Annotated in this window: 17 protein-coding genes and 1 tRNA gene; 3 read left to right on the forward strand and 15 right to left on the reverse strand. The window is 28.7% G+C overall.

Annotated features, from left to right (window positions below; translation table 11 throughout):
* On the reverse strand, nucleotides 1-477 hold the full coding sequence (locus BM077_RS04865) for a hypothetical protein (protein ID WP_089748505.1): 477 nt from the start codon (nucleotides 475-477) through the stop codon (nucleotides 1-3).
* A 267-nt stretch (nucleotides 478-744) separates the two neighbouring features.
* On the opposite strand from BM077_RS04865, the gene BM077_RS04870 reads away from it, so the two are divergent.
* The gene (locus tag BM077_RS04870; protein ID WP_089748506.1) at nucleotides 745-2136 is read left to right on the forward strand and encodes an S-layer homology domain-containing protein; all 1392 of its coding nucleotides are present in this window, start codon (nucleotides 745-747) and stop codon (nucleotides 2134-2136) included.
* Nucleotides 2137-2238: 102 nt separating this feature from the next.
* Here BM077_RS04870 and BM077_RS04875 read toward each other — a convergent pair whose 3' ends face one another.
* Entirely contained in the window at nucleotides 2239-2592 is a 354-nt protein-coding gene (locus tag BM077_RS04875; protein WP_089748507.1) for an excisionase family DNA-binding protein, read from the reverse strand.
* 237 nt (nucleotides 2593-2829) lie between these two features.
* Between BM077_RS04875 and BM077_RS04880 the strand changes: the two genes are divergently transcribed.
* Nucleotides 2830-2997 (forward strand): 4Fe-4S binding protein, encoded by a 168-nt coding sequence (locus tag BM077_RS04880; protein ID WP_089748508.1) that lies wholly within the window; start codon nucleotides 2830-2832, stop codon nucleotides 2995-2997.
* A 135-nt stretch (nucleotides 2998-3132) separates the two neighbouring features.
* Nucleotides 3133-3220 (forward strand) — tRNA-Leu (locus BM077_RS04885).
* A 451-nt stretch (nucleotides 3221-3671) separates the two neighbouring features.
* Here BM077_RS04885 and BM077_RS04890 read toward each other — a convergent pair.
* The 13 genes from BM077_RS04890 to topA form a co-directional block, all read right to left on the reverse strand.
* Nucleotides 3672-4757: a hypothetical protein gene (locus BM077_RS04890; RefSeq protein WP_089748509.1), complete on the reverse strand. Its 1086-nt coding sequence runs from the start codon at nucleotides 4755-4757 to the stop codon at nucleotides 3672-3674.
* 14 nt (nucleotides 4758-4771) lie between these two features.
* A complete protein-coding gene (locus BM077_RS04895; RefSeq protein ID WP_089748510.1) occupies nucleotides 4772-6259 on the reverse strand; it encodes an FRG domain-containing protein in 1488 nt (495 codons plus the stop codon).
* Nucleotides 6260-6870: 611 nt separating this feature from the next.
* Nucleotides 6871-8922 carry a Druantia anti-phage system protein DruA gene (locus BM077_RS04900; RefSeq protein ID WP_089748511.1) on the reverse strand — a complete coding sequence of 684 codons (2052 nt, stop codon included), beginning with the start codon at nucleotides 8920-8922 and terminating at the stop codon, nucleotides 6871-6873.
* 481 nt (nucleotides 8923-9403) lie between these two features.
* Nucleotides 9404-10093 carry a DNA/RNA nuclease SfsA gene (locus BM077_RS04905; RefSeq protein ID WP_089748512.1) on the reverse strand — a complete coding sequence of 230 codons (690 nt, stop codon included), beginning with the start codon at nucleotides 10091-10093 and terminating at the stop codon, nucleotides 9404-9406.
* A 109-nt stretch (nucleotides 10094-10202) separates the two neighbouring features.
* The gene (locus BM077_RS04910) at nucleotides 10203-14873 is read right to left on the reverse strand and encodes an FtsK/SpoIIIE domain-containing protein (protein ID WP_089748513.1); all 4671 of its coding nucleotides are present in this window, start codon (nucleotides 14871-14873) and stop codon (nucleotides 10203-10205) included.
* Between the two features lie 10 nt (nucleotides 14874-14883).
* On the reverse strand, nucleotides 14884-16347 hold the full coding sequence (locus tag BM077_RS04915) for a hypothetical protein (protein WP_089748514.1): 1464 nt from the start codon (nucleotides 16345-16347) through the stop codon (nucleotides 14884-14886).
* A gap of 10 nt (nucleotides 16348-16357) precedes the next feature.
* Nucleotides 16358-17917: a P-loop NTPase family protein gene (locus BM077_RS04920; protein ID WP_089748515.1), complete on the reverse strand. Its 1560-nt coding sequence runs from the start codon at nucleotides 17915-17917 to the stop codon at nucleotides 16358-16360.
* Between the two features lie 375 nt (nucleotides 17918-18292).
* On the reverse strand, nucleotides 18293-20407 hold the full coding sequence (locus BM077_RS04925) for a Druantia anti-phage system protein DruA (protein WP_176941628.1): 2115 nt from the start codon (nucleotides 20405-20407) through the stop codon (nucleotides 18293-18295).
* Nucleotides 20408-20817: 410 nt separating this feature from the next.
* On the reverse strand, nucleotides 20818-21666 hold the full coding sequence (locus BM077_RS04930; protein WP_089748517.1) for an ArdC-like ssDNA-binding domain-containing protein: 849 nt from the start codon (nucleotides 21664-21666) through the stop codon (nucleotides 20818-20820).
* Between the two features lie 80 nt (nucleotides 21667-21746).
* Nucleotides 21747-21977, reverse strand: a complete 231-nt coding sequence (locus tag BM077_RS04935; protein WP_089748518.1) for a hypothetical protein — start codon at nucleotides 21975-21977, stop codon at nucleotides 21747-21749.
* Nucleotides 21978-21987: 10 nt separating this feature from the next.
* Nucleotides 21988-22338, reverse strand: a complete 351-nt coding sequence (locus tag BM077_RS04940) for a hypothetical protein (protein WP_089748519.1) — start codon at nucleotides 22336-22338, stop codon at nucleotides 21988-21990.
* A gap of 1154 nt (nucleotides 22339-23492) precedes the next feature.
* Nucleotides 23493-24059 carry a metal-dependent hydrolase gene (locus BM077_RS04945; protein ID WP_090003511.1) on the reverse strand — a complete coding sequence of 189 codons (567 nt, stop codon included), beginning with the start codon at nucleotides 24057-24059 and terminating at the stop codon, nucleotides 23493-23495.
* A 7-nt stretch (nucleotides 24060-24066) separates the two neighbouring features.
* Complete coding sequence (topA, locus tag BM077_RS04950) at nucleotides 24067-26118, reverse strand: type I DNA topoisomerase (protein ID WP_090095156.1); 2052 nt, start codon at nucleotides 26116-26118, stop codon at nucleotides 24067-24069.
* Nucleotides 26119-26155 lie beyond the last annotated feature (37 nt).

The following is a 26155-nucleotide window of genomic DNA, read 5'->3' on the forward strand; positions in this document are numbered from 1 at the left end:
CTATCTATTGTAAACTGTAATAGAACGCGCCTTCCCTTTAGGATTTATAATAATCCCTACTATATCTCCAATCTTTAAACTACGAAAAGTAACTTCTTCTTTACGAATCTTAAAGACGGCGTTAGGTGCTATTTTAATTGGGTTTTCAACCTTACTATGGTTATCGTTCATATGTAACTTAATAGAAATAGCCCGCGGATCAGCATAAATCTTTTTAATTTCGCCTTCTAAATGGATTTCTCCTACATCTGACCGAGCAATATTCTCCTTTGAATTTTCATCTGACATTAAATCTGTTACCTTATCTGTAACCTTTTCTTTTACACTAATCGCTATTTTAGTAAAATCATTCTTAATAACTGCTGAGTTTATACTACCAGCCTGTGACTTTACTCCTACCTCCGGCAATGCCCCTAAAAAGTCCATCGCTCCAAACACTAAAGCGATAAAAATCATAGTAATAATTAACTTTTTCATATTTTAATCACCTACTATCTAAATTTGTTAACTCTTATTTATATTTCAGTAAAAAGTTTATAATCCCTGTTTAATTGAAAAATTAAGTCTTAAAAGCCTTCTTCTTATTTTGATATTATCGCCTTGAAAGTATTCATTAGTTTAATTGCAAGAATAATATCTATTTCTTAACAGTTTGGGCATAAATTACATAAGTAATAATCTAGAAATTAATTATAAAATATGGTACTATTTAAACAGTGAGTATAAAGAAAGGAGCAATCGCAAATGCAAAAAAGAATCATCAGTACAGGAATAATTATTATGATTCTTATGTTAGTGATGAGTTCAACAGCTTTTGCTGCTGGACAAGCAAATGATATTAATGGTCACTGGGCAAAAAAAGAAATAAATAATTTATTGGCTAAAGGTATTATGTCTACTTATGGTAATGGCACTTTTAAACCAAATCAGCCGATTACTAGGGCTGAATTTGCAACTAGTTTGGCTAAGACTCTAAATTTAACGCCAATTAGTGTTACTAATTTGAAAGATATCCAGACTCATCCGGCTAAGGGGTATGTCGCTGCCTTAGTTCGCAAAGAGATTATTACTGGGTATCCTGACAATACTTTTAGACCAGAGAAAGCAATATCTAGATCTGAATTAGTAACTATGTTAGTTAGAGCTTTAGAGCTTAATAAGATGGAGACTAAGATTGAATTAGACAAAAGTATATATCGAGATGTTAGTACGAAGCATTGGGCTAATAATTCTATTAATCTAACTACTAAGTTAGGTATCATTACTGGTTATCCTAATAATACTTTTAGACCAGATAATCTAGTAACTAGAGCTGAAACAGCTAAGATGTTAAGCCGTTTCTTGAAATTAGAAGTTATCCAAGGTAACTTAATTGAAAAGTATCCTTTAGCTAACAAGATTCGGGTTAAAAAGAACGATGGCTCTGAATTAACCTTAGATTTAGCTAGCGACCCATTAATTGGTCGTAATAAGAGAATAACTAATTTAAGGTCACTATTAAGAAATGATAATCTGCATTTAGTGCTTAATCAAGCTAATGAAGTTAAGTATCTAAAAGCATATGGAGTTATTAGTGAAGATGATTTAGCTTTTGAGGTAAGTGAAATGACCGGTGGACTATTTAATACTCAGGAAGTTAAGTCATTGGCTAAAGGTAACTATCAATTTCTTGACTCTAAATTGAATACTGAAGTTAGTAAACGAACTAACGGATTATTTGCACCTAGTGAAGTAGAAAGTATTGCCAGTGGTAATATAAATGTTATTGAGTCTGAACTTAATAATCAGTTAAGTCAGATGACTAAAGGAGTCTTGAGTCCTAGTGAGGTAAAGGCTCTATCCCAAGGTAATTTAAAGACCCTTGAGCCTACTCTTAGACAAGGAATTGAAAGTAGATTAGTTAAACAAGGCTTGACTACTAATGAAGCCCAAGCTCTTTTAGACCAAGATTGGAATACTTTACAGTCAACTGGTAAGAATCGTTTAGTAGAGGCTGTCTCTTTACAAACAGGACTACCTGTCGATGTTACTAAGGCAATCTTTGAACAGAACTGGACTCGCTTACAACGATTAGCTGAAATCGAGTTGATTCAAAGAGCAACAGTGCAAGTCATGAATAGCGGTCTATTGTCTTAAAAATTTAAAATATCTATTCAAGGGATTAAAATATTCCTTCCCAAAAAAAGAGCAACTTATTTGAAGCTTCAAATAAGTTGCTCTTTTTAATCTCATATATAATTATAAGCTCTGCACTCCAAAGTCTACCGCGTCTCTACATTCTACTGAACAGAAAGGAGAAAGTTCTATATTCATCATCCTTAATTCACCACAATGTCCACATTCATCTAAAGTCCAATTAGGATCTACCTCTATTGCTTGCTGATCTTTAAATTTCAATTCTTCTTCTTTATCTTCTTTTAGTTTAGAAATAAATTCTTTTAAGTCACCTACTTCTATTCTCCACTCCTCACCTAATTCAACACCTTCTAATTCTCCATCATAGAGATACTTAACAATAACTTCTGAGCTGACAGCTAATAGTTCTGCTACTTCTTCTTCATTTAAATAATCTACATCTACTCCATAATTCATTATATTCCCCCCAGTTACTTCTTGACTACTCTCTACTAATAGGCGTGCAAATAATATCCTTATCAACTATTTATTGTTTATATTATACTATTTATTTACTTTTATGTCAATAATCTGTCTCTTGCAACCAATAATTATATGACTTATGTAATTGACTTGCATAAATTAAAATGTTATTATAATTAAGTACATTAAATTATCTAAAGAATTATTCTAGAAAGGAGATGAAGTATAACAATGGCTTACACTATTACTGATGAATGTATTGCTTGTGGAGCTTGTGAACCAGAATGTCCAGTAGAAGCAATTAGCGAAGGTGATGACAAGTTCGATATCGATGCTGATTTATGTATTGATTGTGGAGTCTGTGCTGAAGTCTGTCCTGTAGAAGCAATTGAAGAGTAAAGAATAAATCTACCCCGGTTAACCTATTGTTAACCGGGGATATGTAAATAATTTGTATTAGATTTTCCTTGCAAAAATTTAATCATTGTGTTATTATATTAATTGTCGATACGGGAATTGAATATATTTAAATGTGCCGAAGTGGCGGAATTGGCAGACGCGTTGGATTCAAAATCCAATGGGCCTTGTGCTCGTGTGGGTTCGACTCCCACCTTCGGCACCATTACTTTTTATATGATATTAGAATTTATCAACTTTTCCTTATAATCACCGTTATGACGGGGTTGTGGAAGGTTGATTTTTTTATTTGTATTAGCTTTTATCAGTCTATTTTAGATTTTTGGGCACTTTTTCGGCACTTAAATGGCACTTGGTGTCAAAGTGATTTTAAAGCAAACTCAAAATAGTTAAAGTTTATTTTTATATTATAAATTATATAATAGTAATATTATATGAAAAAAGTTAACCCCTATTCTCTAAAACTAGAGAATAAAAATTGACAATTAATAAATCATAGTCAAGAATAAAAACCCCTCCCAATTCCTCGTATTATAGCACTTGAATTCAATCAATTTATAGCATATTTCAATAAATTCAAAATATATCTGATTTTGCTGTATTACAATCCTTATATTATATTTTCTGCTCATACACTCCTTTATTTTAATTATATTTTAATAATAATTACACCATTCCGGTTGTTTTTTTCTCATATTTCTTTCTACATCTGATATCCAATCACCAATCTCTTGTAAGCTTTTTTGTAAATCTTCGATACTCATTTCATTACTATCTGCCCTTTTCCATAAAACTTCAAAAGCATGCTTAACACCTTCTCTAGGATAAAAAATACCATCATGATCTAAATTACTGAGCAAAACACCTTCACCATTTTTTAAAGAATATCCATTAATTGATATATGTTGTACTTCCCAACCATATATGGTCCTTTTAATAGAATATATATCATCATGTCCCCATCTAGAAGTAAAAACTTTAAATTTCATAACCTTATCTACATTACAATCTCCTTTTGTTGAATTCCACTTTTGTTTTTTTCCAATCATTACTAAATATAAATCTTCAAGAGCATGATAATGATCATAATACTTTTCTAAATTATCTTCTGGCACACATCCCCTATTTCTCATAATATCTTCAGAATATACAGGGACATACTTCCAATGTAATTTTTTAGATAATTCCAAAAGGCTATTATATGCTTTTTCCCATTTATCTTGATCTGTATGCTTTCTTAGATTTTTTTCTAGTTTTTGAAATAGTTTTTTATATTCTTTTTCTAACTTACTTGAATTTTGTATAGTATCTCTCTTATTTATATAATTTTTTAATTTTTTTAAAACTCTATCCTTTATTTTATATTTATCTTCTTTTATATCAAAAAAATCACTGCTAAAATGTATTATATCAATTTTTTTAAAATATAGTTTTTCTGAAAGTTCCTCTTTTGTAAAAACATTTTTTTTATATTTCTGATAGCTTTTAAATAACTTTATAAATAAATTCCTTTTTCTCTCTTTCGTTATGCCAAAATATTCTTTTAATTCATTTAATATTGAAGCTTCTTTTATTCTACATTTTTTATTTTTAGAATCACATTCAAAGAAATTTTCTATTTTTTTAAACGAATAAGCATTCCAGTTTACTGAAAAATAACCTCCATTTAATATATGAGCAACGTTATCCTCATTTCTATTCATTATAAATTGAATAAGTAAATTACGTTTTTTTATATTCAAGTCAATCACCCCTTCTATAAATTAAATTTATCCTTTATATATTGAACATATCCCTCTACATCTGGATAAACAGTAACTGAATTTATGTCAAACAATTTATCTAATTGCTTCTGAATTTTTTCTTTATTATCCTTAGGAATCACAAACATAGCAACACTATTTACATTTAACTTGCACTTGCTTTTTTTTATTGCCCGAGAATCATTTTCTAAAATTAAACTTTCTTTTATTTTACCAACCTTATGTTTTAGTACTGAAAAAATACATCTTAAAATCTTTTCAATTATATTTTTTCCTTCTTTTCCCCTCTCACTTGAACGTATTTCTATTTCATCTATAATAAAATTAATATCCTTGTTCTCACTTAAACAATTATATACTTTAACAATAATTTTTTGCGAACTTTTAATTTCATTAAACCAAAATTTAATATCATCCTCTTCCTGATAATGTTCTTCTAATAACCTTCTTTCAATATCTTCAATATTTTCTATAAAGATTTTCTTTACTAATCTATTTCTAACTTTTGTAAAAATATTTTCGTTTAAAACTAAAGATAGAGAAAATAATCCTGCTTGAACTCTTATTCTCATATTTTCTAGTATTGGATTAATAAAATAAAAGTTTTTTCCTGTTATATATGATTTATACATTTGATTCACTAATACATCCAGATTATCTTTATCATTTTTCTTATTTTTACCATAAAAAACTTCCAAAATTATAGATAAATTTTCATATTCTTCTTCATCAAATTCGTAAATCATTTCAGGAATATTAACAAATACTTTTCCATCACTATCGGGTTTATTAGATACAGCAAAAAATAATGCAATTAATGAATTTTTTGTCCAATCTAATAAACAAGTAGGTATTCCATAATGTTGCATATGAATAATTTCATTTAAAAATTGCTCTTGAGTTTTAAATTCTTTAAAATTGTGTCTTCTAATACTTTTATAAATTTCTTTTTCTTTATCTATATAATAATTTTCTCTATAAATGCTAGGTAACAAACCCCAAGTTTTATTTGCTTGTCCTCTATATATTATATTCTTTTTGTTTAAATTAAGTTTTTCAACTTTTTTTAAATATTCCATAACATCTTCTATAATAATTTCATTTTTTAAAATAAAATCCAGTTTTTCAGGAAGCGGCTTGAAAGTAAACCCTAAAAAATCTACTTTAAATTTTTCGAAAATTTTATTAAATTCACTTTTAAAGTCTTCTCTGTTATCAATTATTTTAATTTTGACACTACCCCAATCTCCACTAACAACTTCAGGTTTAAATTTATCTATAGCAATACCAACTTGAAATAATTTATTTTTGACATCACATATTAATATCTTATCCTTTTTAGAAATTTCTTTGAAATATTTCAAAAATTTTTTTTTGCTTTTTATGCCTTCTTCATTTTCATTATATGTTTTTATAATGATTTTTTCTCCTACTTCCCATATACCACCTTTTCTTTTCTTCAAAATATAAGAATTATTCACTTACATACCTCCTGTTACTTATACTTTATAAACAATTTAGCTTTCAAAAAAATATATTCATTAATAATATTATTAATAAATATATCCTTTATAGTTTATTTGTTTCTATGTTCGAAATTTTCCTTTATCCTAATGGAGAAATATAATAAATTACAAAGTTGTTATAAATAGCATTTTATATAATATTTTTAACCCCACTTTTTCTTAACTATAGATCTTATGTATGTTATGTGAATTTTTAATTATATAATTATCCTATATAACCTGCTACTTACTTACTGGGAACTAAGTTAAAGTATATAATTAGTTCAAGAATATTTCAATCATCCATTTTGTAGAATGCATAATGATCTACCTCCTTTCACAGTCTAAGGTTATTCAACTGTAAAAGGAGGTTCCTAATAAATAAAATATTAACAATTTAAAAATCTATTTAATTGTTGTCATTTTAGAAAAAAAGCAAAATAATAATTATATTCTTTTTAAAATAAACAAACAATCTAAAGTCAGTTTAAAAACTAAGACAAACAATTTCTTCTTTTATCTATAATTATGCTAATCCATCAAAGCCTTTTTGAAATTTTCAATAATTAGCTAAAAATTAAACTTATCTACTCATTCTCAATACTATTGCTTACAAGAAGAAGATCCTTATCAAAAGATTCTAATCTATCTATTATATTAACAGTATATATACGCTTTAAAAACCACCTTTTTCTCCAAAATTCAATAAACTCTTGTGTCTGCTCTTTTATATTACCATCCAAAGAATAAAAATAATTTAATTCATCTGTTTCTCCTCTTAAAAATTCTCGAGCATTTGAAGCTAATTCAATTCCATATATAATTCTTTTATTCTCCTGCTTAAGAAAATCATTCTTTATCCCTAGAGCTGTTAAACCGATTTTCAATAACCGCATCCGAGGACTAGTACCTTCACCAAAAATATTATTTACTCTTCTTCCTCCATCAATTATTTCCACCGCTTTACTAATATATTTAGTAGTGTCATCGGCAAAATATACTGAAGTATACCCTTCAGTTTTTCCTAGCTCCTTAAATTCTAAATGATTTTCATCTCCAACTGGCATCTTTAATCTATTATATTGACTACTACCAACTCCATACAAACTTGTTGTCCCTAAGTAAGCTAAACGTGAATCTCTTACTACTTCCTCCCCTTTCATTTTTGAGGCAATCCGACTCACTTGATTTGAATATTTCTCTTTATAATCCTGAACTATAAATGGACTACAGGTCAATAAACTTACCAACTTACCTCCTAATAAATGATTATAGGGTGGTATAGCACCACAAACAATAATTTCCATAATATTAGAGCCTATTTTTTGCTTCCTATTAGCCTCTAAGGCAATATTAATAACCTTACCATCCTTATAATTAATTAACTCCTTTAATACTTTTCTTGCCTTATCCCCATCTTGATTTAACTGATCCAATTTTAAGCTGAATTTATCTAATAGCCTTTGTATAAGCATTCTTGCTTCTAATAATCTAGCTAATTCTCGCACACGCTTCTTTTTAAACAATGAAGTTTTTGCTTCAACCTCCCAATCAATGTCTCCAGTTGTTTTTTCATTATCAAGTTGATTCTTTCTTAATTCTTTATTAAGATTACTAAGCCTTTTAACAATCTCTTCTTTAGGCTTAATAACATCCTTTTCTCTAATTATATTTTCTTCAATTAAATCATCAATATATACATCATCAATCGCTTTCTTAATAAATTCATTAAAAAGATTTAGCATCTTTTTACTCTTTTTCTCAACCTTTCCTTTATCTCCTTCAACTTCCTTTTCATTATTATTCTTCTTTCCACTTAACATATCTTTAATTGCATCTAATGTCCAACCGATATAATTATCTCTTTTAGATAAATTTAAAACTACATTACCTAATGCAGAAATACCAATAACTGGATGGCAAGGCTGAGATGCGTCTCGTATAAGATAAAACCGGTTTCTCCCTGGAGTTTGTTTGTATGGTAATGACCAAGTATATCTAAAATATCTCCATATGTCTCTTAGTCTATATCCTGTATACGAACATCTCGATTTATCAACTAATTGCAAATATGGCTTTATCGCTTCCCTTGCTAAGTTATACTGTTCTTCATCACTATCCTTACTTTTTATTTCTTTTATTCTAGAAGCAAGAATATCCTTATCTCCAATAATATTTTTTATGCTAATCCTTTCTCCATTATATTCCTTATCTTTTTCCATCTTATTAATAAATTTACGGATACTATCTTTTTTAAGTTGAATATTCCTCTCACGTTGTAATTGTTGACGCAAGTCATCCTTATTCTGATTCAAATCAGGCTTAGCTAATTTTATAGTTTCATTGTCCATAATAATATCCCATTTCAACTCCAATAAATCTCTTAGTATACAAAGGGCAGCAATAAATTTCACCTTCTCTAAATCATCATCAGCAATCTCATCCTCTATCTTTTTTTCTTCAATCTCTTTATTTAAAATCTTTAATGCTTTTTTTCTAGACACAGTATTAATATTTTTACCTATTTTAATGAGCATTTTATTATAAAAATCTATTAATTCTGGGTTAAAAGAAATAAATTCCTCCTTTGCTCTATTAGATGTATCATCTAAGTTGCTTTCTGTATTTGTTGATGACATACTTTTTCCTCCTAATATTTATATAATTTAAATTCTGTTATGGTTATGTAGTTTAATTTTTCATATAAATTAAATAATTACATTATTACTTTACAAAATTATATTTACAAAACAAACTTATTTTAAAGAAAACAAACAACCACTACTTATATTATGTATTGTATAAACACGCTTATTATCCTGCTTTTATAAATATAGATTCTTTTTTCTGCATTATTCTGCCATTGCATTTTAGGTGTTTAATACTTCCCAATAATTAAATAACCTCTAGTTTAATTGCTTTTGGCCTTATTAAAATTTAGTTCTAGTACCATTGTGAGGAAAACAAACAACTGTTATAAAATAATTAAACCTAGGTTTAAACCTAGGTTTTTTAATATCTTTCTCTAAACTCCCTAATATAAACTTTATCCTGTGCTTTTAAAGATATTATAGATCTTAATTTCCTATTTGTTAAATAAAAAATTATTATACTTTAACTTTATAATAATATTTTTGGCTGTTTTTCAATATAAACCCTTTCTTTATTATATGAAACACTAAATCCTTTTAGATTCATACCATTTTCTATACATTCATACATCAAAGTTTTGAATTCTTCGATTTCATTATTAATAATAACTTTTCTTATAATTGGACTCAAAGAGACTAAATAATATTCAATTTCATACCCTTGCTTTAATAAATCCCTTATTTTTTTCAATTGGCTAATTGCTCTTTGAGAAAAAACACTTGGAAAAACAACTTCTCTTCTTATACCAATTAAACCTTTAGCTTCAACAATAATCTCTTTTTCTTTCTTTATAATTAAATCTGCCTTATAATTTTCAATCTTCTGTTCTTTATATATCTTGATGTTTTGCTTTGTCATATTAAGTAACCTAATATATTTTTCAACTAATTTATTAACTATCTTTAAGTTTAATAATATGTATTTACCATAATATTTCACTGCAAAAACACTATATCTTGTTCTTGTATTCTTTCCTTTATTAGTAGTTAATAATATATCTTTATTCTTTAATTTTAAGTAATTATCTAACCTTGATGAACTTGGAATATAGCATTCTTCTATTGAGTTGTTTATTAATACCTTACAAAGAAATCTATTTTTGCTTTCACTTATAAATTTGCCATGAACAATACCTGATTTTATCCTTAATAAATTCATTAGTATCTCCTTTATTAAAATAATAATAGGCCCAAGGAAATGAGCCCATTATCAAGTTATTTCACTAAATTATAAACTTAATCTTTAAACAATGATTATATCAAAAGTTTTATTTATTCTGCAGATATTTTTCTAGCTTATCCTCACTAATATATAATCCTTGTAACCTTTTTATCTTACCATTAAATGAATAAAGCATATCACCTTTACCAAGTAAATCTTCAGCTCCTGAAGTGTCTAGAATTGTTCTTGAATCTTGATTTGCAGGTAATCTAAATGAAACTCTGGTTGGAATATTAGCCTTTAATCTTGATGTAACTATATCAGCACTTGGTCTTTGAGTAGCTATAATAAGATGAATCCCTACATTTCTTGCCCTTTGTGCAAGCCTCACTATATTTCTTTCAAAATCATCCTTGCTACCTTCTAAATCAGCAGCCTGTACTAAGTCAGCATATTCATCTATTATAACTGCAATCGGCTTCATTGGATCATTTGAATTTTTTCTATTATAGCTAAACAAATCTCTACTCCTAGATTCTCTTAGTAAATTTGTCCTTCTTTCTAATTCATTTTCAAATAAATCTGTTAATATTTGCACAGCATTTTCAGCATTAATAATTACTTGCTCATTTCTAAGGTGTGGAAGTCCTTCGAAAAATATAAAATCAGTTTGCTTAGGATCTATAACTACAAGTTCTAGCTCTTCCTCACTATATTGGGAAATTAAGCTTACTAATATGCTATATAAAAATATTGTTTTCCCAGAGCCTGTAGATCCAGCAATAAGCATATGAGGGGCACTTACTATATTGTTTATTTCAATATTCCCGTTTGGTTCCTGTCCCATAATAACATTAAGGTTGCCAACCTCTTCAGAAGGAAGCACATGAGTATAATCTAATAATTCTATAACCTCATTAGTTTCTCTTGGTACATCTACATATATATATTGACTTCCTCCCTCATTATCAACTAATATATCAGATATAGCTTCAATTTCCCTAGCTATATCTGTTCTATATCTTTTTACATTTTTAAGAGTTTCTCCTGGCCGTAACCTTACTCTAAATCTAATAAAGCGAGATGCTATTAAAGCTTTTTTAGGATCTATTTCAGCAACATCAATAGAATAATCCTTCATGGCTCTCATTAACTTCTTAGCCTTCTTTTCTATAGTCTTCATCTCTTTTTGCTCTATAGTTATATCATTAGATTCATCATCCTTAATGTCCTCTTCCTTCTTACTGGCATTAGATTGCCTATCCTCTTGAATATTTTCTTCTAAATTATCATGCTTCTCCTTGTCATCGTCACTAATAAGCATTTGACCATCATCATTATTTTGAGCATTGTCTTGATCAAAATAGCTAGAATCAGGTGCTTTAATGATATCAGAATCATTTTCATTATGTTTATTCTGTTCTCCAACTATGTCATCTTTTATATTTTGCTGATTATTTAATTCTTTACAATTATTAAATACTTTATTTATGAAATCATCTTTAATTTCATAAAGAATAATTCTGTTTTCATTATGACATTCAATACCTTCATAATTTGTTTCACCATGATCATTTAAATGAATATGATATATGGCTGAATTTATATTAACCCTTTTATCTCCACCAAATAATTCATTTAAATTATCAGTCCAGTATTTCTTTTGATTCGTATCTAAGTCCTTTTGGTATAATGCATTAAACACTTGAAACCTAAGAATTTCTCTTCTAGATGTACTTGTTATTTTATCTTGCTCATAAAATATTTCATTAATTATTCTTTGAACTGCATTAACTTGATCAACAGCATTTCCATTAATCTCAATTACTTCGTCATTTATTTGATTTAGTGAGTAATCCTTATATGTCTTTACCTCAATCACATCCACATATGCTTCACCATTTTTAAAATAAATCCCTATTAAATCGGAGAAAACACTATCCTTCCTCTCTTCTAGCCAGCCCTGTGCTAAAGCAGTGTCTAAGCTAATAAGCAAGGGATTTTCATTTTTATGCTTGTAAAAATATGCTGCAACTGCTAATCCAATAGCTCCTTTTGTATGCTTCTCATCAAAGGTCCTATTAAGACTATATGACGTTAAATGTAATATTCCTTTTTCATTTAATCGCCGTATTTCTCTTAAAACCTGCTCTAAACAATAATTATCAGGATCATAATTTCCTATTGAACGAATTAATTCATCTAATCCATTGATTAGCTTGGACCAATTTCTTGAATAAATTCCTAAATCTCTAGCAGAATTAGTTTTATAATTAGTTTCATAATAAATACATTTTTTAGGTCCAATTGTAGTTAATTCTAATTTTTTTAAATTATCATCCGCTAATATAAGCCATATTGTATTATCTAAAATTTTATCAAAAACTTTTTGTTCAGTTTCAGCTTCTAATGCAACAGCATGATACCAACCTCGTGGCTTATCATTAAGCTTGGCAACTAAATCATGATAATCAGAAAACAAATCTCCTTCTGATGATGGAATAATCTGCAGGTCATCTGTTATTGGGTCATACTTGAATATGTTAGGAACACATAATGGATGAATCTTTAGCTTTAAACGCGATTTTCTTCTATTATTAACAATTGCTCTATTACAAGCGTCAAACATTACTACCCCATGGCAAGCATTATCTCCCAATAAATTAGCCACTTCATTATACTTGCGAATCTTATTATCTATTTTAATTGAATAATTAATATTTGGCGATAGACCAAATTTATTTAAAATTTCATCGTCTACACCTTCAAAGCTAGCCCAATTATATGATGTTTCCTTAGTTCTGTAAATATATATATATGCACCATCTATTACTTGACCCTTTACCAATTTTTTTAATATTTTCTCAAAAACAATTTTAACACTCGGTGGATTAACAAAAGCAATACGTAAGCCAAATGAACTGTGAGGATAGGTCTTAACTAGCTTTTTTAGAGATTTTTTAATGCGACTTAAGCCACTTGAAATATTATTGACCTGATGCACACTAGAATAAATAGGAAGTTTCCCTAGACAACCTACTTCTGGTATTATAATATCACCCTTATTTGTTATAAAATTACTAACAAATAATGTTGACAAAGGATTAGGAATATCTTCAGCTGATCTAATTAAAAATTCTTTATCATCCTTGCTTAAATCAGATGATGTTTCACTTAACCTCCTTGTCAATTCAACATATTTCCATAGATATAGAGGATTTAAAGGGGTTAAAATCGCATGAGTTTCTTTGTCATCAATAATATAAACTATGTCTAATGAATTTATTCTAGCTATTAATTCCTTCGTTCCATCTCTACTGAACACTTCAAACATGTTGTATTTTTCTTTCACTAAATGCATGAAGCGACTATATATCCTTATATACTTTGTAAATTCCTTAAGTATTTTTTCTGATTCAGCTATCTTTAATATTGGGCTATCTGCTAATCTTTGAGCTTGTTTTACTAATTTATTTCTCTGAGAAATAAAGCAATTAAATTGATTAATCAATCCTGTAATATCATCAAACTCTTTTTCTAGCTTTTTTAAAATTTCTCTAATTTGCTCCACAAATTTATCATCAAACGCCTTAATCACATTATTCTCACTTATAGAATTTAAGGCATCAACAGGACTTGAGACCTCAGCCTTAATAACTCCTCCATATGTGTTAGAACCAACAAAGGCTTCGATTAAGTTTGAAACTTCAGGAATAAGCTTAATATTTATCCTTTTATCTGCCGATTTAATAGTGATATTTTTTTCTTCACTCTCGTCCCAGTTATCATATTTATCCTCTACTTGATCTAATATATCTTCTATCTGCTCATCATCATGTTTAATTATTAAGTCTACTCCTGTAGAATCAATTGATTTGGGAGTAGTGTCTTTATTATTTCTCCTTCTTTCCTTTTTCTTTCGTTTTTTTCCTCGCTTCTTTTTGTTGACATTAGATAGTGCTTCTACTACTTCTTTATATTTTAAATTCTTTAAAGCCATATAATCTCTTGTTTTATAATATTTTAAAACACTGGCTATTACTGAATCTGTTCTATCAATATCACTTGATTGAAGTGCTCTTTGATCTGTTGTATTTAAACGACTAATTCTTGAAACAAGTTTTTTATTATCGCGAATTCTTTTTCTAATGCTTTTGACATTATTTCGTTCAAATAAATTCTCATCAATTAATATACCTAGCCTATACATTTCTAAAATTGCTGCCTGAGTCTCATTTTCATTATTATCAATGAAGCATTGATAATAATTAACGAGCCTTTGTAGTGGAATTAATTCTCTAATTTTATTATGCTTAAATGCCTGCCATAAGTTACCAAGTGCATTATTAATTTCTCCTAATTCCCCTTTAGCAATATTACATAAATTATCATATAGCTCACGAGGTTCAATTTTTTCATACCACTCTAAGGACGTAAGTTTCGAGACTTTTCTTTTAACTATTACTACACGAGTCGCTGACACATCTCTTTTATTTCTAAACTTTTCTGCATCTTCAACAGTAAAATAAATTTTAAATAAATCTTTATAATCATTAATTTCCTGCTTTATTGTATTAATCTCTTCTTTTTTATAACCTACAAAAAAGATATATGGTAAATCAAGTTTGTAATTAGCAGTTTCTGTATGTAGTGATTGTAAAAGGGATTCATACGAATAATTAGGCAAATCCTTAAGCATAATACCGAAACTTTCATTTTGTACTCTCTTAATAATTGAAGAAGCTAATAAATTTGAAACTACATTTTTTATAGACATATTATCCTCCTTACAAGTTTAATCCTAAAATGGTAACTCCATCAGCATACCTTTTACCATAACCCATAGCTATATACATATCAGCTATCTTTTTAGCATTTTGAGCTAAACTTCCAGCCAAATCCCCAGGGGTATTTTGACTTACATTCCATTTTGCTAGGTTCTCAAAATCAATTTCAGGATTAGCACCAATTATTACCCCAAATTCATTCCATAATTTTATACCAAATTCACTTAAATTCATTGATCTATTGTCTGGCTCTAAAATTGTTAGTAAGATTGTTTCTAATAATACTGGATCAGGTGAAAATCTACTAGTTTTATTTTTACCATATACTAATTTGATTTTTCTTCCAAGACTAGTCATAAAATTAGAAGGACTAGTAGAATACTCATCAGAAAAAAGCTTAAATCTAGTTGCTTTTATAATTGCATCAAAAGGATCCCTGCTTTGCTCATAAAACCCAAGATACAATTTTTTATACTCTTTTCTTTTCTCTTTCTCAGGAGTTTTATTTTTAATTTTGTTACTATCAGCTATTGAAATCATATTTATTCTTTCTAACATTTCCTTATGGGTAAAGCTTTCATAGCCCTCTTGTTTTAATATACCCTCTAACTCATTCTCAAAATATTCTTCAATTCCTAATTTAGCACGTAGTACTGTTTCTTGACTAGCATATTCAATAGGAGCAAGAGTCCTATCACTATCAAAAAGAATTGGTATACGATTATTATTGTCGTATTTATCTGATAAATCTATAATTCTTGATGATAGGTGTAGGATGATAGAAAAACATGCAAATAGAATTATTCTTTCCATACTTAATAGCTTATTTGTATTTTTATAATTTGCATTATAGGCTAATCTATCGAATGCTTTTCTTATTCTAAGCTCAACACCTGTTAAATCCAAATCTGCTTCTTCAACTGTATGTATTTTCTTTTTAACCATTTTAATTATCGGACTCACTAATCTACTCAAATCATCACTTTCATCTTCTAAGCATTTTTTTATTAATTCAATACATGGCGAAACTTGTCCATCTATTTTAGTTGAAAGGATGTTATATAAAAAGCGTGGCATTTTATATTCGTTTTGAACCTTCTTATTTACTTGAGTTTTTGAGCAAATTGTTAGAACTGAATAATCCATACTAGGATAGTTTCCTTTATCTGCATTGAATATAGCCTCTAAAAAATATCTTAAATCACTAATCTGTTGATTAGTAGCATCCCCATCAATCAGGTTATCATAATTCTCTATAATATATGAAATAGGATAGACTTCCTTCCCTTGCTTATATTTTATAGTAGACCATTCATGCAATGGCTTTATATTGTATGAAGATCCTAAGACTAATCTAAATAAACCATTTGCAATATGAACTGGCTTTATTGATGAAGATGTAGGCTTATATTGAATTTTTTTAAAAACCTCTTTCCCATATTCTTTCAATCTATTATCTGCCAATTTTATCACCCTATTTAAAATTATATTTATTATTCTTTACAGTCACCCTACATGAATCCCCATTGATAATATCCCTCATAAAAAAATCATTAGATCTCGTAATATCCTTAAGAGAAGCTAATTCATTCATAAAGCTAAACAGCTTAAATTTATACTCATCTGGTATTAATTGAGCTGGATAGCCTTTATTAATTAATGACAAAGCCCTATAAAAATTAAGATTAATTTTTAAATCTACACTTTCCTTATTATTCATATTCACTACCTTAAACAAAATATGGTCAGGTACATATTCCATAGTCTTAAATTCCTTAGGAATTCTAGGCACCTGTAATGATATAAAATCTAATGGAAAGCTACGACTAGCAACTGCTACCTTTGGATTTGTTCTCAACTCATATTTATGAGTTATCCAAATTTTAAGTCTATCATGGTCATTATCATTAGGATTAAAAAATCTATTAATAGCTAATACAATTTCTTTTATTTTTTCACTATGTCTATCATAAGCTTGTGTCAATAGCTTATAATACTCTCCAATCTCGTCTGGTATTAATTGAAGTAATTCTTCACCTCTAATATTTTCAAAGTAGAACTTCCTTTTTATGGACTTAAATACTTCGTTAGCTTTATTATGATCATTTAATTTTTCAGGTGCTTCCTCAGGAGGGTCAAATTGCCACCCTTCTGTTAGTTCACCCTTCCAAAGATTTTCATCAATCTCTGGATGTGTATAATTGTAGGGGTCAAATTGCTTAATAACTTTAAAAAGTTCATTGTCACCTTGAAAAACTAAGTCATAATATAAGCCTTGTTTTGATTCATTATTTTCTCTTTCAGAACATCTCTTACCTTTTGTGATGAGATAAGCAAAAAATCCTAGAATATCCCTCATCACTATATGAATACCCGAATTACCTATTTTATTAGTTAATTTTAATAATCTTTCTTTTACTATATCATTATCAAGAGCATCTATATTGTATAAAGAACTACATCCATTACAAGAACTACACCCATCACATTTATTACTCAAATTCAATAGCTTAGATAATACTCTTTCAGTCATATCAGGTGATAAAAGGTTTCTATTATTTAAATCAATCACAACCACATTATGTATATCAAATTCTTTTACTTCATTATTATATATTATTGAATTTTTTCTTTGATAAATAATTGACTTATAATCAGGTAGTCTTTCTCCTAATTGATTAAGCAATTCTATAAAAGGATATTCATTAATAGCAATAATAGCAGGATTATTAGCATCGATCGCTTTCTTAAGATCTTCAAGAAACTTTTCATTATCCTTAATTTCATTAATATCCTTAACCACATATGCATCATATTCATCTATAATCTGTTTTAAAGATCTTATTAAATGTGTCTTTCCATCACCTGGATTTCCAGTTATATAAATCACCTTTTTATTCTTAATACATTGTATAATTAATTCTTCTATTGGAGACTCTATATGAAGTGCTCTAAGTTCACTATCTGTAAATATATCTGCATAGCTATTACGATTATTATATAGCTTAGATATAAAATCTAAATTAGATTTCATAATATACCTCCAGCCTAAATATTAAGTTCTGTTAAGTTATATATACCTTAAATTTTCTACTTAAAAGTAACTATTTAAATCATCAATCTCAGAAACCACTTGTAACCAAAAAACTGATCAATTTCAACACATTTCTTAAATTTCTATAGTATATCTCATTAAAACATTACATATCAGGATTTTTTCAAAAGCTATATATTTACTTATGATTGATTTTAAAATAAAAAACCGCTTAATTCTTTATAACCATAAGAAAAATATGTATTGAAGTTGGTTCTAAAAAGCAACTTATTATCTTTCGACCATGATTTCCCCCACCAAATCAATAAATATAAAAGTTTTTCAATTATAACTAAATAAATTAGAATAAAGTTTTTAAATATTATTACTTACAAAAAGAGATTTTTCATCAAAATCTGTTAACCTATTTACTATATCAACAGTATAAATACGTTTTAAAAACCATCTCTTTCTCCAAAATTCAATAATTTGCTGTGTATATTTCTCTTCATTACCATCTAAAGGATAAAAATAATTTAATTCATCTGTTTCTCCTCTTAAAAATTCTCGAGCATTTGAAGCTAATTCAATTCCATATATAATTCTTTTATTCTCTTGTTTAAGAAAGGAATTTTTAAGTCCTAAAGCAGATATTCCTTTCCTTAATAATCTCATACGAGGACTAGTGCCTTCCCCAAAAATATTATTTATTGTTCTTCCTCCTTCAATTATTTCTAATGTCTTACTGATATATTCCATTGTATCATCGGCAAAATATACTGAAGTATATCCTTCAGTTTTTCCTAGCTCCGTAAACTTTAAGTAGTTTTCACCTCCAATTGACATTTTTAGTCTATTATATTGACTACTTCCAATTCCATAAAGACTCGTTGTTCCTAAATAAGCTAAGCGCGAATCTCTTATCACTTCACCACCATTCATTTTTGAAGCAATTCTACTTACTTGCGAAGAATATTTGTTATTATAATCCTTAATTACAATTGGACTACAAGTTAATAAAGCTACTAGTTTGCCTCCTAATAAGTGATTATAAGGTGGTATAGCACCACAAACAATAATCTCCATAATATTAGATCCTATTTTTTGCTTTCTATTAGCTTCTAAGGCAATATTAACAACTTTACCAGCTTTGTAATTAACAAGCTTATTTAATGCTTTTACTGCAGCCTCCTTCTTTTGGCCCAATTGATCTAACTTTAAGCCTACCTGATTTAATATCCTATATATAATCAGTTTTGCTTCTAATAATCTAGCTAATTCTCGCACACGCTTCTTTTTAAACAATGTAGTTTTTGCCTCAGCCTTCCAATCAATCTCTCCAGTTGACTTTTTATTCTCTAATTGCTTTTTTCTTAAATCTTCAAAAATACTTTCAAGCTTTTTAACAATCTCTATATTAGGATTATCAATATCCTCCTTAGTCAGTATATTTTCCTTAATTAAATCCTTAATATACACCTTGTTAATTGCCTGTTTAATAAATTTATTGAAAAGCCTTATTAATTTAGAACTTTCAGTTTTTATCCGTAAAGAATACTCACCTTCAGTTTCTAAGTAAATTGTTTTTTGTACATCTCTTTTTAAATCAAGATCCCCTTTTAATGTTTCTTTATATTTTACTACCTTTTTATTACGATTCAATCTATTTTTTACAAATTCTAATGTCCATCCAATGTAATTGTCTCTTTTTGACAAATTTAAGACAGTATTTCCTAGGGCAGAAATACCGATAATTGGATGGTAAGGCTGAGATGCATCTCTTATAAGATAAAATCTATTTCTACCTGGAGTCCTTTTATATGGTAAAGACCAAGTATATCTAAAATACCTCCATATATCTCTTAATCTATACCCAGTATAAGAGCATTTTGACTCATCAACCACCTGCAAATATGGCTTTATCGCTTCCCTTGCTAAATTATACTGTTCTTCATCACTATCCTTACTTTTTATTTCTTTTATTCTAGAAACAAGAATTTCTTTATCTCCAATAAGATTCGTTATACTAATTTTTTCTCCATTATATTCCTTAACCTTTTCCATCTTATTAATAAATCTATCAATGCTATCCTTTTTAAGTTGAATATTTCTCTCTTTTTGTAATTGCTTACGTAAATAAGCTTTATTTTGATTTAAATTAGGCTTTGCTAATTTTATATTACTATTGCTATCAATAACTATTCTCCAATTCAATTCAAGTAAATCTCTTAATATACACAGAACCGTAATGAACTTTACTCCCTCCAATGAAAAATCAAGATTATTTACTATACTTTTATTTTCTTCAATTCTTTTATTTAAATAATTCAATCTTCTATCTCCATGCTTATTAACGGCATTTTTGATTATTGTAATAAACTTTTTATTGTAGCAATCAGTTAGTTTTGGAGTAAAGGGGATAAAATTATCCTCCTCAATTGTAGCCTTATCATTATGACCTAACTTACTTTTTTTATTTCTAGATGACATCATTTTACTCCTCCTAAAAATTAATGTAATTAAAGTCTTATTTTATCAAAACATTTATTAAATAACTAGCATTTATAATAAAAATGAAGTCGTTATTTGTATATATTAGATAGAAATACAGATTATCCCTTTAATACTGTTCTAAAGTCTCTCTATAAATCTTAATAATTAAATACTAATTACAGACTAATCGCTATTTACTACATCACCGTAAAAGTTCCATAACTACTTAAATATAAAATACAAGGATTAACTATCACCTCCTTTAATTCCTTAATCTAATCTTCAATATAACTATCTAATATCTATATTTCACTTTTCATTCAACTCTAGTTTATATGGTAATAGTAGTTAAATATCTGATTATTCATTGGTTTTGTTTAAATGGAGGGGCAAAGCCCCTCCGAACTTTATGCTATCTTTTTAATTCCCTGCTGTTCTTCATTTTTTAAATAATCTTTAGTAAAGTTAATTATCTCTTTGCTCACTCTGCTAATCCGATCCAGACTCTCTTTTAAATCATAAGATTTTTTATATAAAGCTAAATACTTACTGCTTTTTAACTCTACATTGTAATGATCCATTACTATAAAAGCCACTGCTTCAGCTTCTAGTTCCTTAATTTCTTTCGTCAATTCTTCATTATTTTCTTTATGTAATAATTCATGTGCTAACTCATGAACTAAACAGCTTGCTTGTTCTGTTTTATTTCTCTCTGTTGTTTTTACTGCTATATAACCACCGCTTGAATATCCATGACAACCAGCTGTTAAAAAAGGATCTTCCTCAACTGTTTTTAAATCTACTTCTATCCTTTTCTTATCTGCAAACCTTAAAAGCGGCTGCATAATCTCACCAAAATTATCTTTTAAACTTAAATCCATTGTAGGTATTGAATCGCCTTCAGTCTGTGAAATATCAAAAACAGTTACCGGTCTAAAATACATTACTTTCTTTTCCTTCTCTACAATCTCGCCATTCTCGTCTTCTTCCTCAACTGTCTTCTTAAATGTCATAGGTGCTAAAATTTTAATTCCTTTTTCTCCTTTCTGAACCTGGCGGCCGAGCTTCTGCCACTTTTTATATCCAGCTACGTGTGTTGCTCCTGGTCTTTGCTGCTGTATTAAAATTTGATTGTTCATGCTGTAATTATGAAATTTAGAAAAGAACTTCAACATTTCTTTAAACTCCTCTGAAGATCTAACCTGCTCTATTCCTTTTTCCAACTTTTCAAGTAGCTCCTTAGTTTTCTTACCCATTTCTATCAGCTCCTTAATAATTTTTCTGCTTTACCGCAGGTTGAGCGGAAGACCCCGAAGGGTCCGCCGGAATTCTCGGCTTATTCTCCCTTGCCCTGTTCAATCCATTTATAAAGTTTATTTTGAATTTCTCTGATTGCTTTTTGTGCTTCAGTTTCTCCCTGGGCTCCAGGATGATGTTTAAGTTTATATTCTCTATTTAAAGCCTGGTCCAATTCCTCAAGCGTTCTACACTCTGCGATTAACCTGCCAACTGATTCCGCTCCCCTGTACCAATCTTTAATCTTAGCTGCTTTAGCTTCTTTCATCATTTATCCCCTCCTATCTGTGTAAGTAATCACTAAAAGCTTTATGAAAATCTTCTTTAGTCTTTCCATAGTAATGACCTAAAGTATAATTGCCGATACTCTCATTTTTAATTCTAGAAACAAACTTTTCACTTTTTAAAAGATACGCCAATTGTACTTTTAAATAATCATCTTGTGGGTGTCTTGAATACTGAGCTTCATAAATAATAATTTCATTTGCATCTTGAATTGCTAACTGATCTTCAATAACTTCAATTAATTCTCCTTTGCTTGTTTTTACTCTGTGATTTTCTCCCTCTTTTCCCTGTAACTCCACAACCTCACCAACATGTAAACTATCCAAATCCTTAATAACAGCTTTCATTTTTATCAACCTCCTAGACTAAATTTAATTTTATAAACTGCAAGCTTGCCAACCACAATTTAAACAGATCCAGCAACCACCTTGAGGAAAAAGCTTTCTCCCACATTCAGGACATCTATTAATGATCAGCACCTCCTTTAAAATTTATTTATTTTAAAAAACAAATTTAAGTTGATTGCTTGCAAGGTCTTCAGTTTCTGGAATAGCATTAAGTCAGATATTTTTAAAAATGTTCACTTTCATTTTTCCAAATATCTTAAAGCAGGTCTTAAAAAAATTTTGTACTTTAAAATTATTTTAAGGAAGCCTTTTGACTTAATGATATGGAAGAAACATAATGTTTTTAAAAGCAATCAACTTAATTTAAAAAAGAGAACAGATTTCTCTGTTCTCTACCTTTTATCTTTAATATTTTACCTACTATGTTTGCTGAATTTCTTTTGAATACTTTTCTTTGTTAGTTTTCTAAAAAGTAAGTAAAGAAAAGTATGCTTGTACGTTCTTAATTATCTAAGTTTTGAGCGTTCTATGCTCTATACTTAGATAATTGCACTTTACTAATATAATGAAATAATTGTGGAACGTTTTTTGTTCGTCAATTATTAAACCTATTTAATCTGTTTTATCCTGTACTGTCTTGCATTAGAGAAGAAGAAATTCCAAGTTTGAGAGATTTAATAAACCTTGAATTAGCCCGATTGAAGCGAATACTTGGAGACCAACCAGACACAACTCTAGATGAATTTTACCTCTAAGTTCTACAATTGGAACCGATAGCCCGACCTGGTTTTTAGGTAATGCCCAAATAAAAATTCTTAAATGTTTCTTCTTAATAATCCTTAAAAAGGTTGATAATCCAAATATTAATTAATAATAGCCAGAAAAACTACTATTTTTTAAAAAGTGATAAAATTAATACATGTTAAAAATATTCGCACTTATCAATAAGTGTAAAGCATTCTAACAAAAGGGTGATTTGATGCAAAAGCATCTAGAGGTTTTAGTATGAGTAAAAAGATTAAGAATACAGCTGTAAAAGATAGATTATTGAATATAGCTAAAGAGGAAGGAATAAACTTTAATCAAATATTATTACTTCATGGGTTATGAATCATTATACTTCTTAGTCTTAATTAATAAAAAAACGACCAGGTTTAATTAAAGCCTGATCGCAAAGAATAAATTAAATCACTTATTAAATTTAAAGTACCATCTTTCCAATAAATCATTAACACTAACATAGAACTTATCACTAAGAACAATAAGTTTTCCGCTACTTTTCCCACTTTTATATTTCCTAAACTGTATCTTTTATTTTTAGGCCAGAATAATGTAACTCCTCCAGGATTAAATAAGTCCATCAAAATATGACTTAGATACCCAATTAAGAATCCATAAACTAAAACCATATTTATAAATTTAAGCCTGATTAAGGATAATGAAAATAGAGCTGTAATCATTATTCCTAAGATACTATGCGATATTCCTCTATGTTTAATTCCTAAGAACTTTAAAATCCAGCTTAATAAAGGTATTTTTCTACTCAACTTGCTATTTCTTTGGTCTAAATCTGGAACCAATGAGCCTAAAGCAGCCCCTAATACGAATTGTAATGAAGTTGGTCCGAATAAAGAAATAAAGGTTAACCCAGATATATTTAAAATTTGCATTAAGATAACTGACAGCAAAACTGCAAATGTACTGTGAGTATAAAATGTCATATATTAATCAACTCGCATTATAGTTTTTAGTATTTTTACACTTAGGATAGCCTGTACATCCTAAAAACTTACCGTTTTTGCCATTAATCAATCTAAACGGCTTCCCACACTTTGGACAGACGCCGTATTTTTCTTTTAGCCTTTCTTCCTTAGATTTATTGAAGCCTTCTAACTTGCTCTTTAGCTTAATTTTATCCTTTTCTAAATAATTACTTGAGATCTCCAACTTATCTGGAATATTAATTGTGTTTTTACAATCGGGATAATTAGAACATCCTAAATAGAAACCATACTTACCTTTCTTCAGATTCATTACCTTATTACACTTTTTACAGCTTATATCTGTTTTAACTCCTAAATATTTCTTTCTCTTTTTTGAATATGAAGATCCTGCCTTTTTATTTAATACCTCTATCTTAGGCTTTAAATTGCTATAATACTCACTTAAATAATCCTTCCAATTGATCTTACCTTCTTGAATCTGATCTAAAGCCTTTTCCATTCTCGCAGTAAACTTAACATCCATTAAATTAGAAAAATGTTTCTCTAAGAATATAACAACTTTTCTACCTAATTGAGTTGTATAGAACTTTTTCTTCTTTACCCTAATGTATTTCTTGCTTTTTAATTTACTGATTATTGCAGCATATGTAGATGGTCTTCCTATTCCTTTCTTCTCTAACTTATCTACTAATGAAGACTCCGTAAATCTTTTCGGCGGCTTAGTCTTCTTCTTCTTAATCTTTAATTTATTTAGCTCTAACTGACTACCCTTCTTAATATCTGGAAGCGACTTAAACATCTTCTTTTTGCGTTTTACCTTCTCTAAGCTCTTTTCAAAACCGTCAAAGATCTGTTTATTGATTAACCCCTTAAACATATATTTATCATGTGTAACTAATAATCTCAACTGCTCATATCTCATTGGAGCAAATTGTGAAGTAAGAAATGTATTCCAGATTAATTTGTATAGCTTATACTGATTAGGCCTAAGATTACTTTTAATCCTTTTAGGAATTAAAAATATATTAGTTGGTCTAATTGCTTCGTGAGCATCCTGAGCACCTGCTTTTTTAGTTTGATAGTCACCTACATATTCTTGGCCGTACTTCTCTTTAATATATTTCTGAGCCATCTCTTTAGCTTCTGGTGCTACCCTTGTAGAGTCAGTTCGCATGTATGTTATAAGTCCTTGCTGTTCTCCATCTATTCTTATCCCTTCATATAGCTTTTGAGCTATTTTCATTGTTTTAGACGAATTAAAACCTAACTTTTTAGCAGCCAGCTTTTGCATTGTACTAGTCTTTAACGGCGACGAAGGATTCTTTTTCTTCTTAGTTACTTTAGATTTTATTACTTTAAAATTTACTCCCGGTGTAAGCGTCGCTTTAATTCTATCTAATTCTTTTTTATCCGTTACTTTTTTGATTTTCTTATCATTAATTTTATTCAACTTTAATTCCAAATCATCTTCAAAAAGACCAATTACACTCCAATAGTCAACTGGTACAAAGTTATCTATTTTATCATCTAGATCTTTAACTAATTTCAAAGCAACAGATTGAACTCTCCCAGCCGAAGTCCCTTTAGCAACTAAATTCTGCATAGGTGGAGAAATCTTATAACCTATGATCCTATCTAGTAGCCGCCTAGCCTGTTGAGCATTAACCTTATCCATATCTATTTCCCCGGGAATCTTTAAAGCTTTCTTTACAGCTGATTTAGTAATTGCATTAAAGGTTATTCTTTTAACTTTATTATCACTAACTTTTAAGCTATTTTTAACATGCCAACCGATTGCTTCACCTTCTCGGTCTGGGTCGGAAGCTATAAGTATAAGATCTGCTTTTTTAGCTAACTTACTCAAACTCTTTAATACATTCCCTTTACCTCGAATGGTTCTATACTTTGGTTTGAAATTATTCTCTATATCAATACCTAAATCACTTTTAGGCAAATCCTTAACATGACCCTTAGAAGCTTTAATTACATAATCTTCACCTAACATATCTCCAATTGTTTCTGCTTTATGCGGTGATTCCACAATTATTAAGTTCATCACCCATTCCTCCTTGAATATTATAATATAGCTGCTT

Origin of the sequence: Candidatus Frackibacter sp. WG13, assembly GCF_900114655.1 — a bacterium.
Taxonomy (GTDB): Bacteria; Bacillota; Halanaerobiia; order Halobacteroidales; family Acetohalobiaceae; genus Frackibacter.

What these genes read in the sequence shown, in the direction of transcription:
- BM077_RS04865 (WP_089748505.1), bottom strand. Translation starts at nt 477, where the DNA reads ATGAAAAAGTTAATTATTACTATGATTTTTATCGCTTTAGTGTTTGGA.
- BM077_RS04870 (WP_089748506.1), top strand. Translation starts at nt 745, where the DNA reads ATGCAAAAAAGAATCATCAGTACAGGAATAATTATTATGATTCTTATG.
- BM077_RS04875 (WP_089748507.1), bottom strand. Translation starts at nt 2,592, where the DNA reads ATGAATTATGGAGTAGATGTAGATTATTTAAATGAAGAAGAAGTAGCA.
- BM077_RS04880 (WP_089748508.1), top strand. Translation starts at nt 2,830, where the DNA reads ATGGCTTACACTATTACTGATGAATGTATTGCTTGTGGAGCTTGTGAA.
- BM077_RS04900 (WP_089748511.1), bottom strand. Translation starts at nt 8,922, where the DNA reads ATGTCATCAACAAATACAGAAAGCAACTTAGATGATACATCTAATAGA.
- BM077_RS04905 (WP_089748512.1), bottom strand. Translation starts at nt 10,093, where the DNA reads ATGAATTTATTAAGGATAAAATCAGGTATTGTTCATGGCAAATTTATA.
- BM077_RS04910 (WP_089748513.1), bottom strand. Translation starts at nt 14,873, where the DNA reads ATGTCTATAAAAAATGTAGTTTCAAATTTATTAGCTTCTTCAATTATT.
- BM077_RS04920 (WP_089748515.1), bottom strand. Translation starts at nt 17,917, where the DNA reads ATGAAATCTAATTTAGATTTTATATCTAAGCTATATAATAATCGTAAT.
- BM077_RS04925 (WP_176941628.1), bottom strand. Translation starts at nt 20,407, where the DNA reads ATGTCATCTAGAAATAAAAAAAGTAAGTTAGGTCATAATGATAAGGCT.
- BM077_RS04930 (WP_089748517.1), bottom strand. Translation starts at nt 21,666, where the DNA reads ATGGGTAAGAAAACTAAGGAGCTACTTGAAAAGTTGGAAAAAGGAATA.
- BM077_RS04935 (WP_089748518.1), bottom strand. Translation starts at nt 21,977, where the DNA reads ATGATGAAAGAAGCTAAAGCAGCTAAGATTAAAGATTGGTACAGGGGA.
- BM077_RS04940 (WP_089748519.1), bottom strand. Translation starts at nt 22,338, where the DNA reads ATGAAAGCTGTTATTAAGGATTTGGATAGTTTACATGTTGGTGAGGTT.
- BM077_RS04945 (WP_090003511.1), bottom strand. Translation starts at nt 24,059, where the DNA reads ATGACATTTTATACTCACAGTACATTTGCAGTTTTGCTGTCAGTTATC.
- topA (WP_090095156.1), bottom strand. Translation starts at nt 26,118, where the DNA reads ATGAACTTAATAATTGTGGAATCACCGCATAAAGCAGAAACAATTGGA.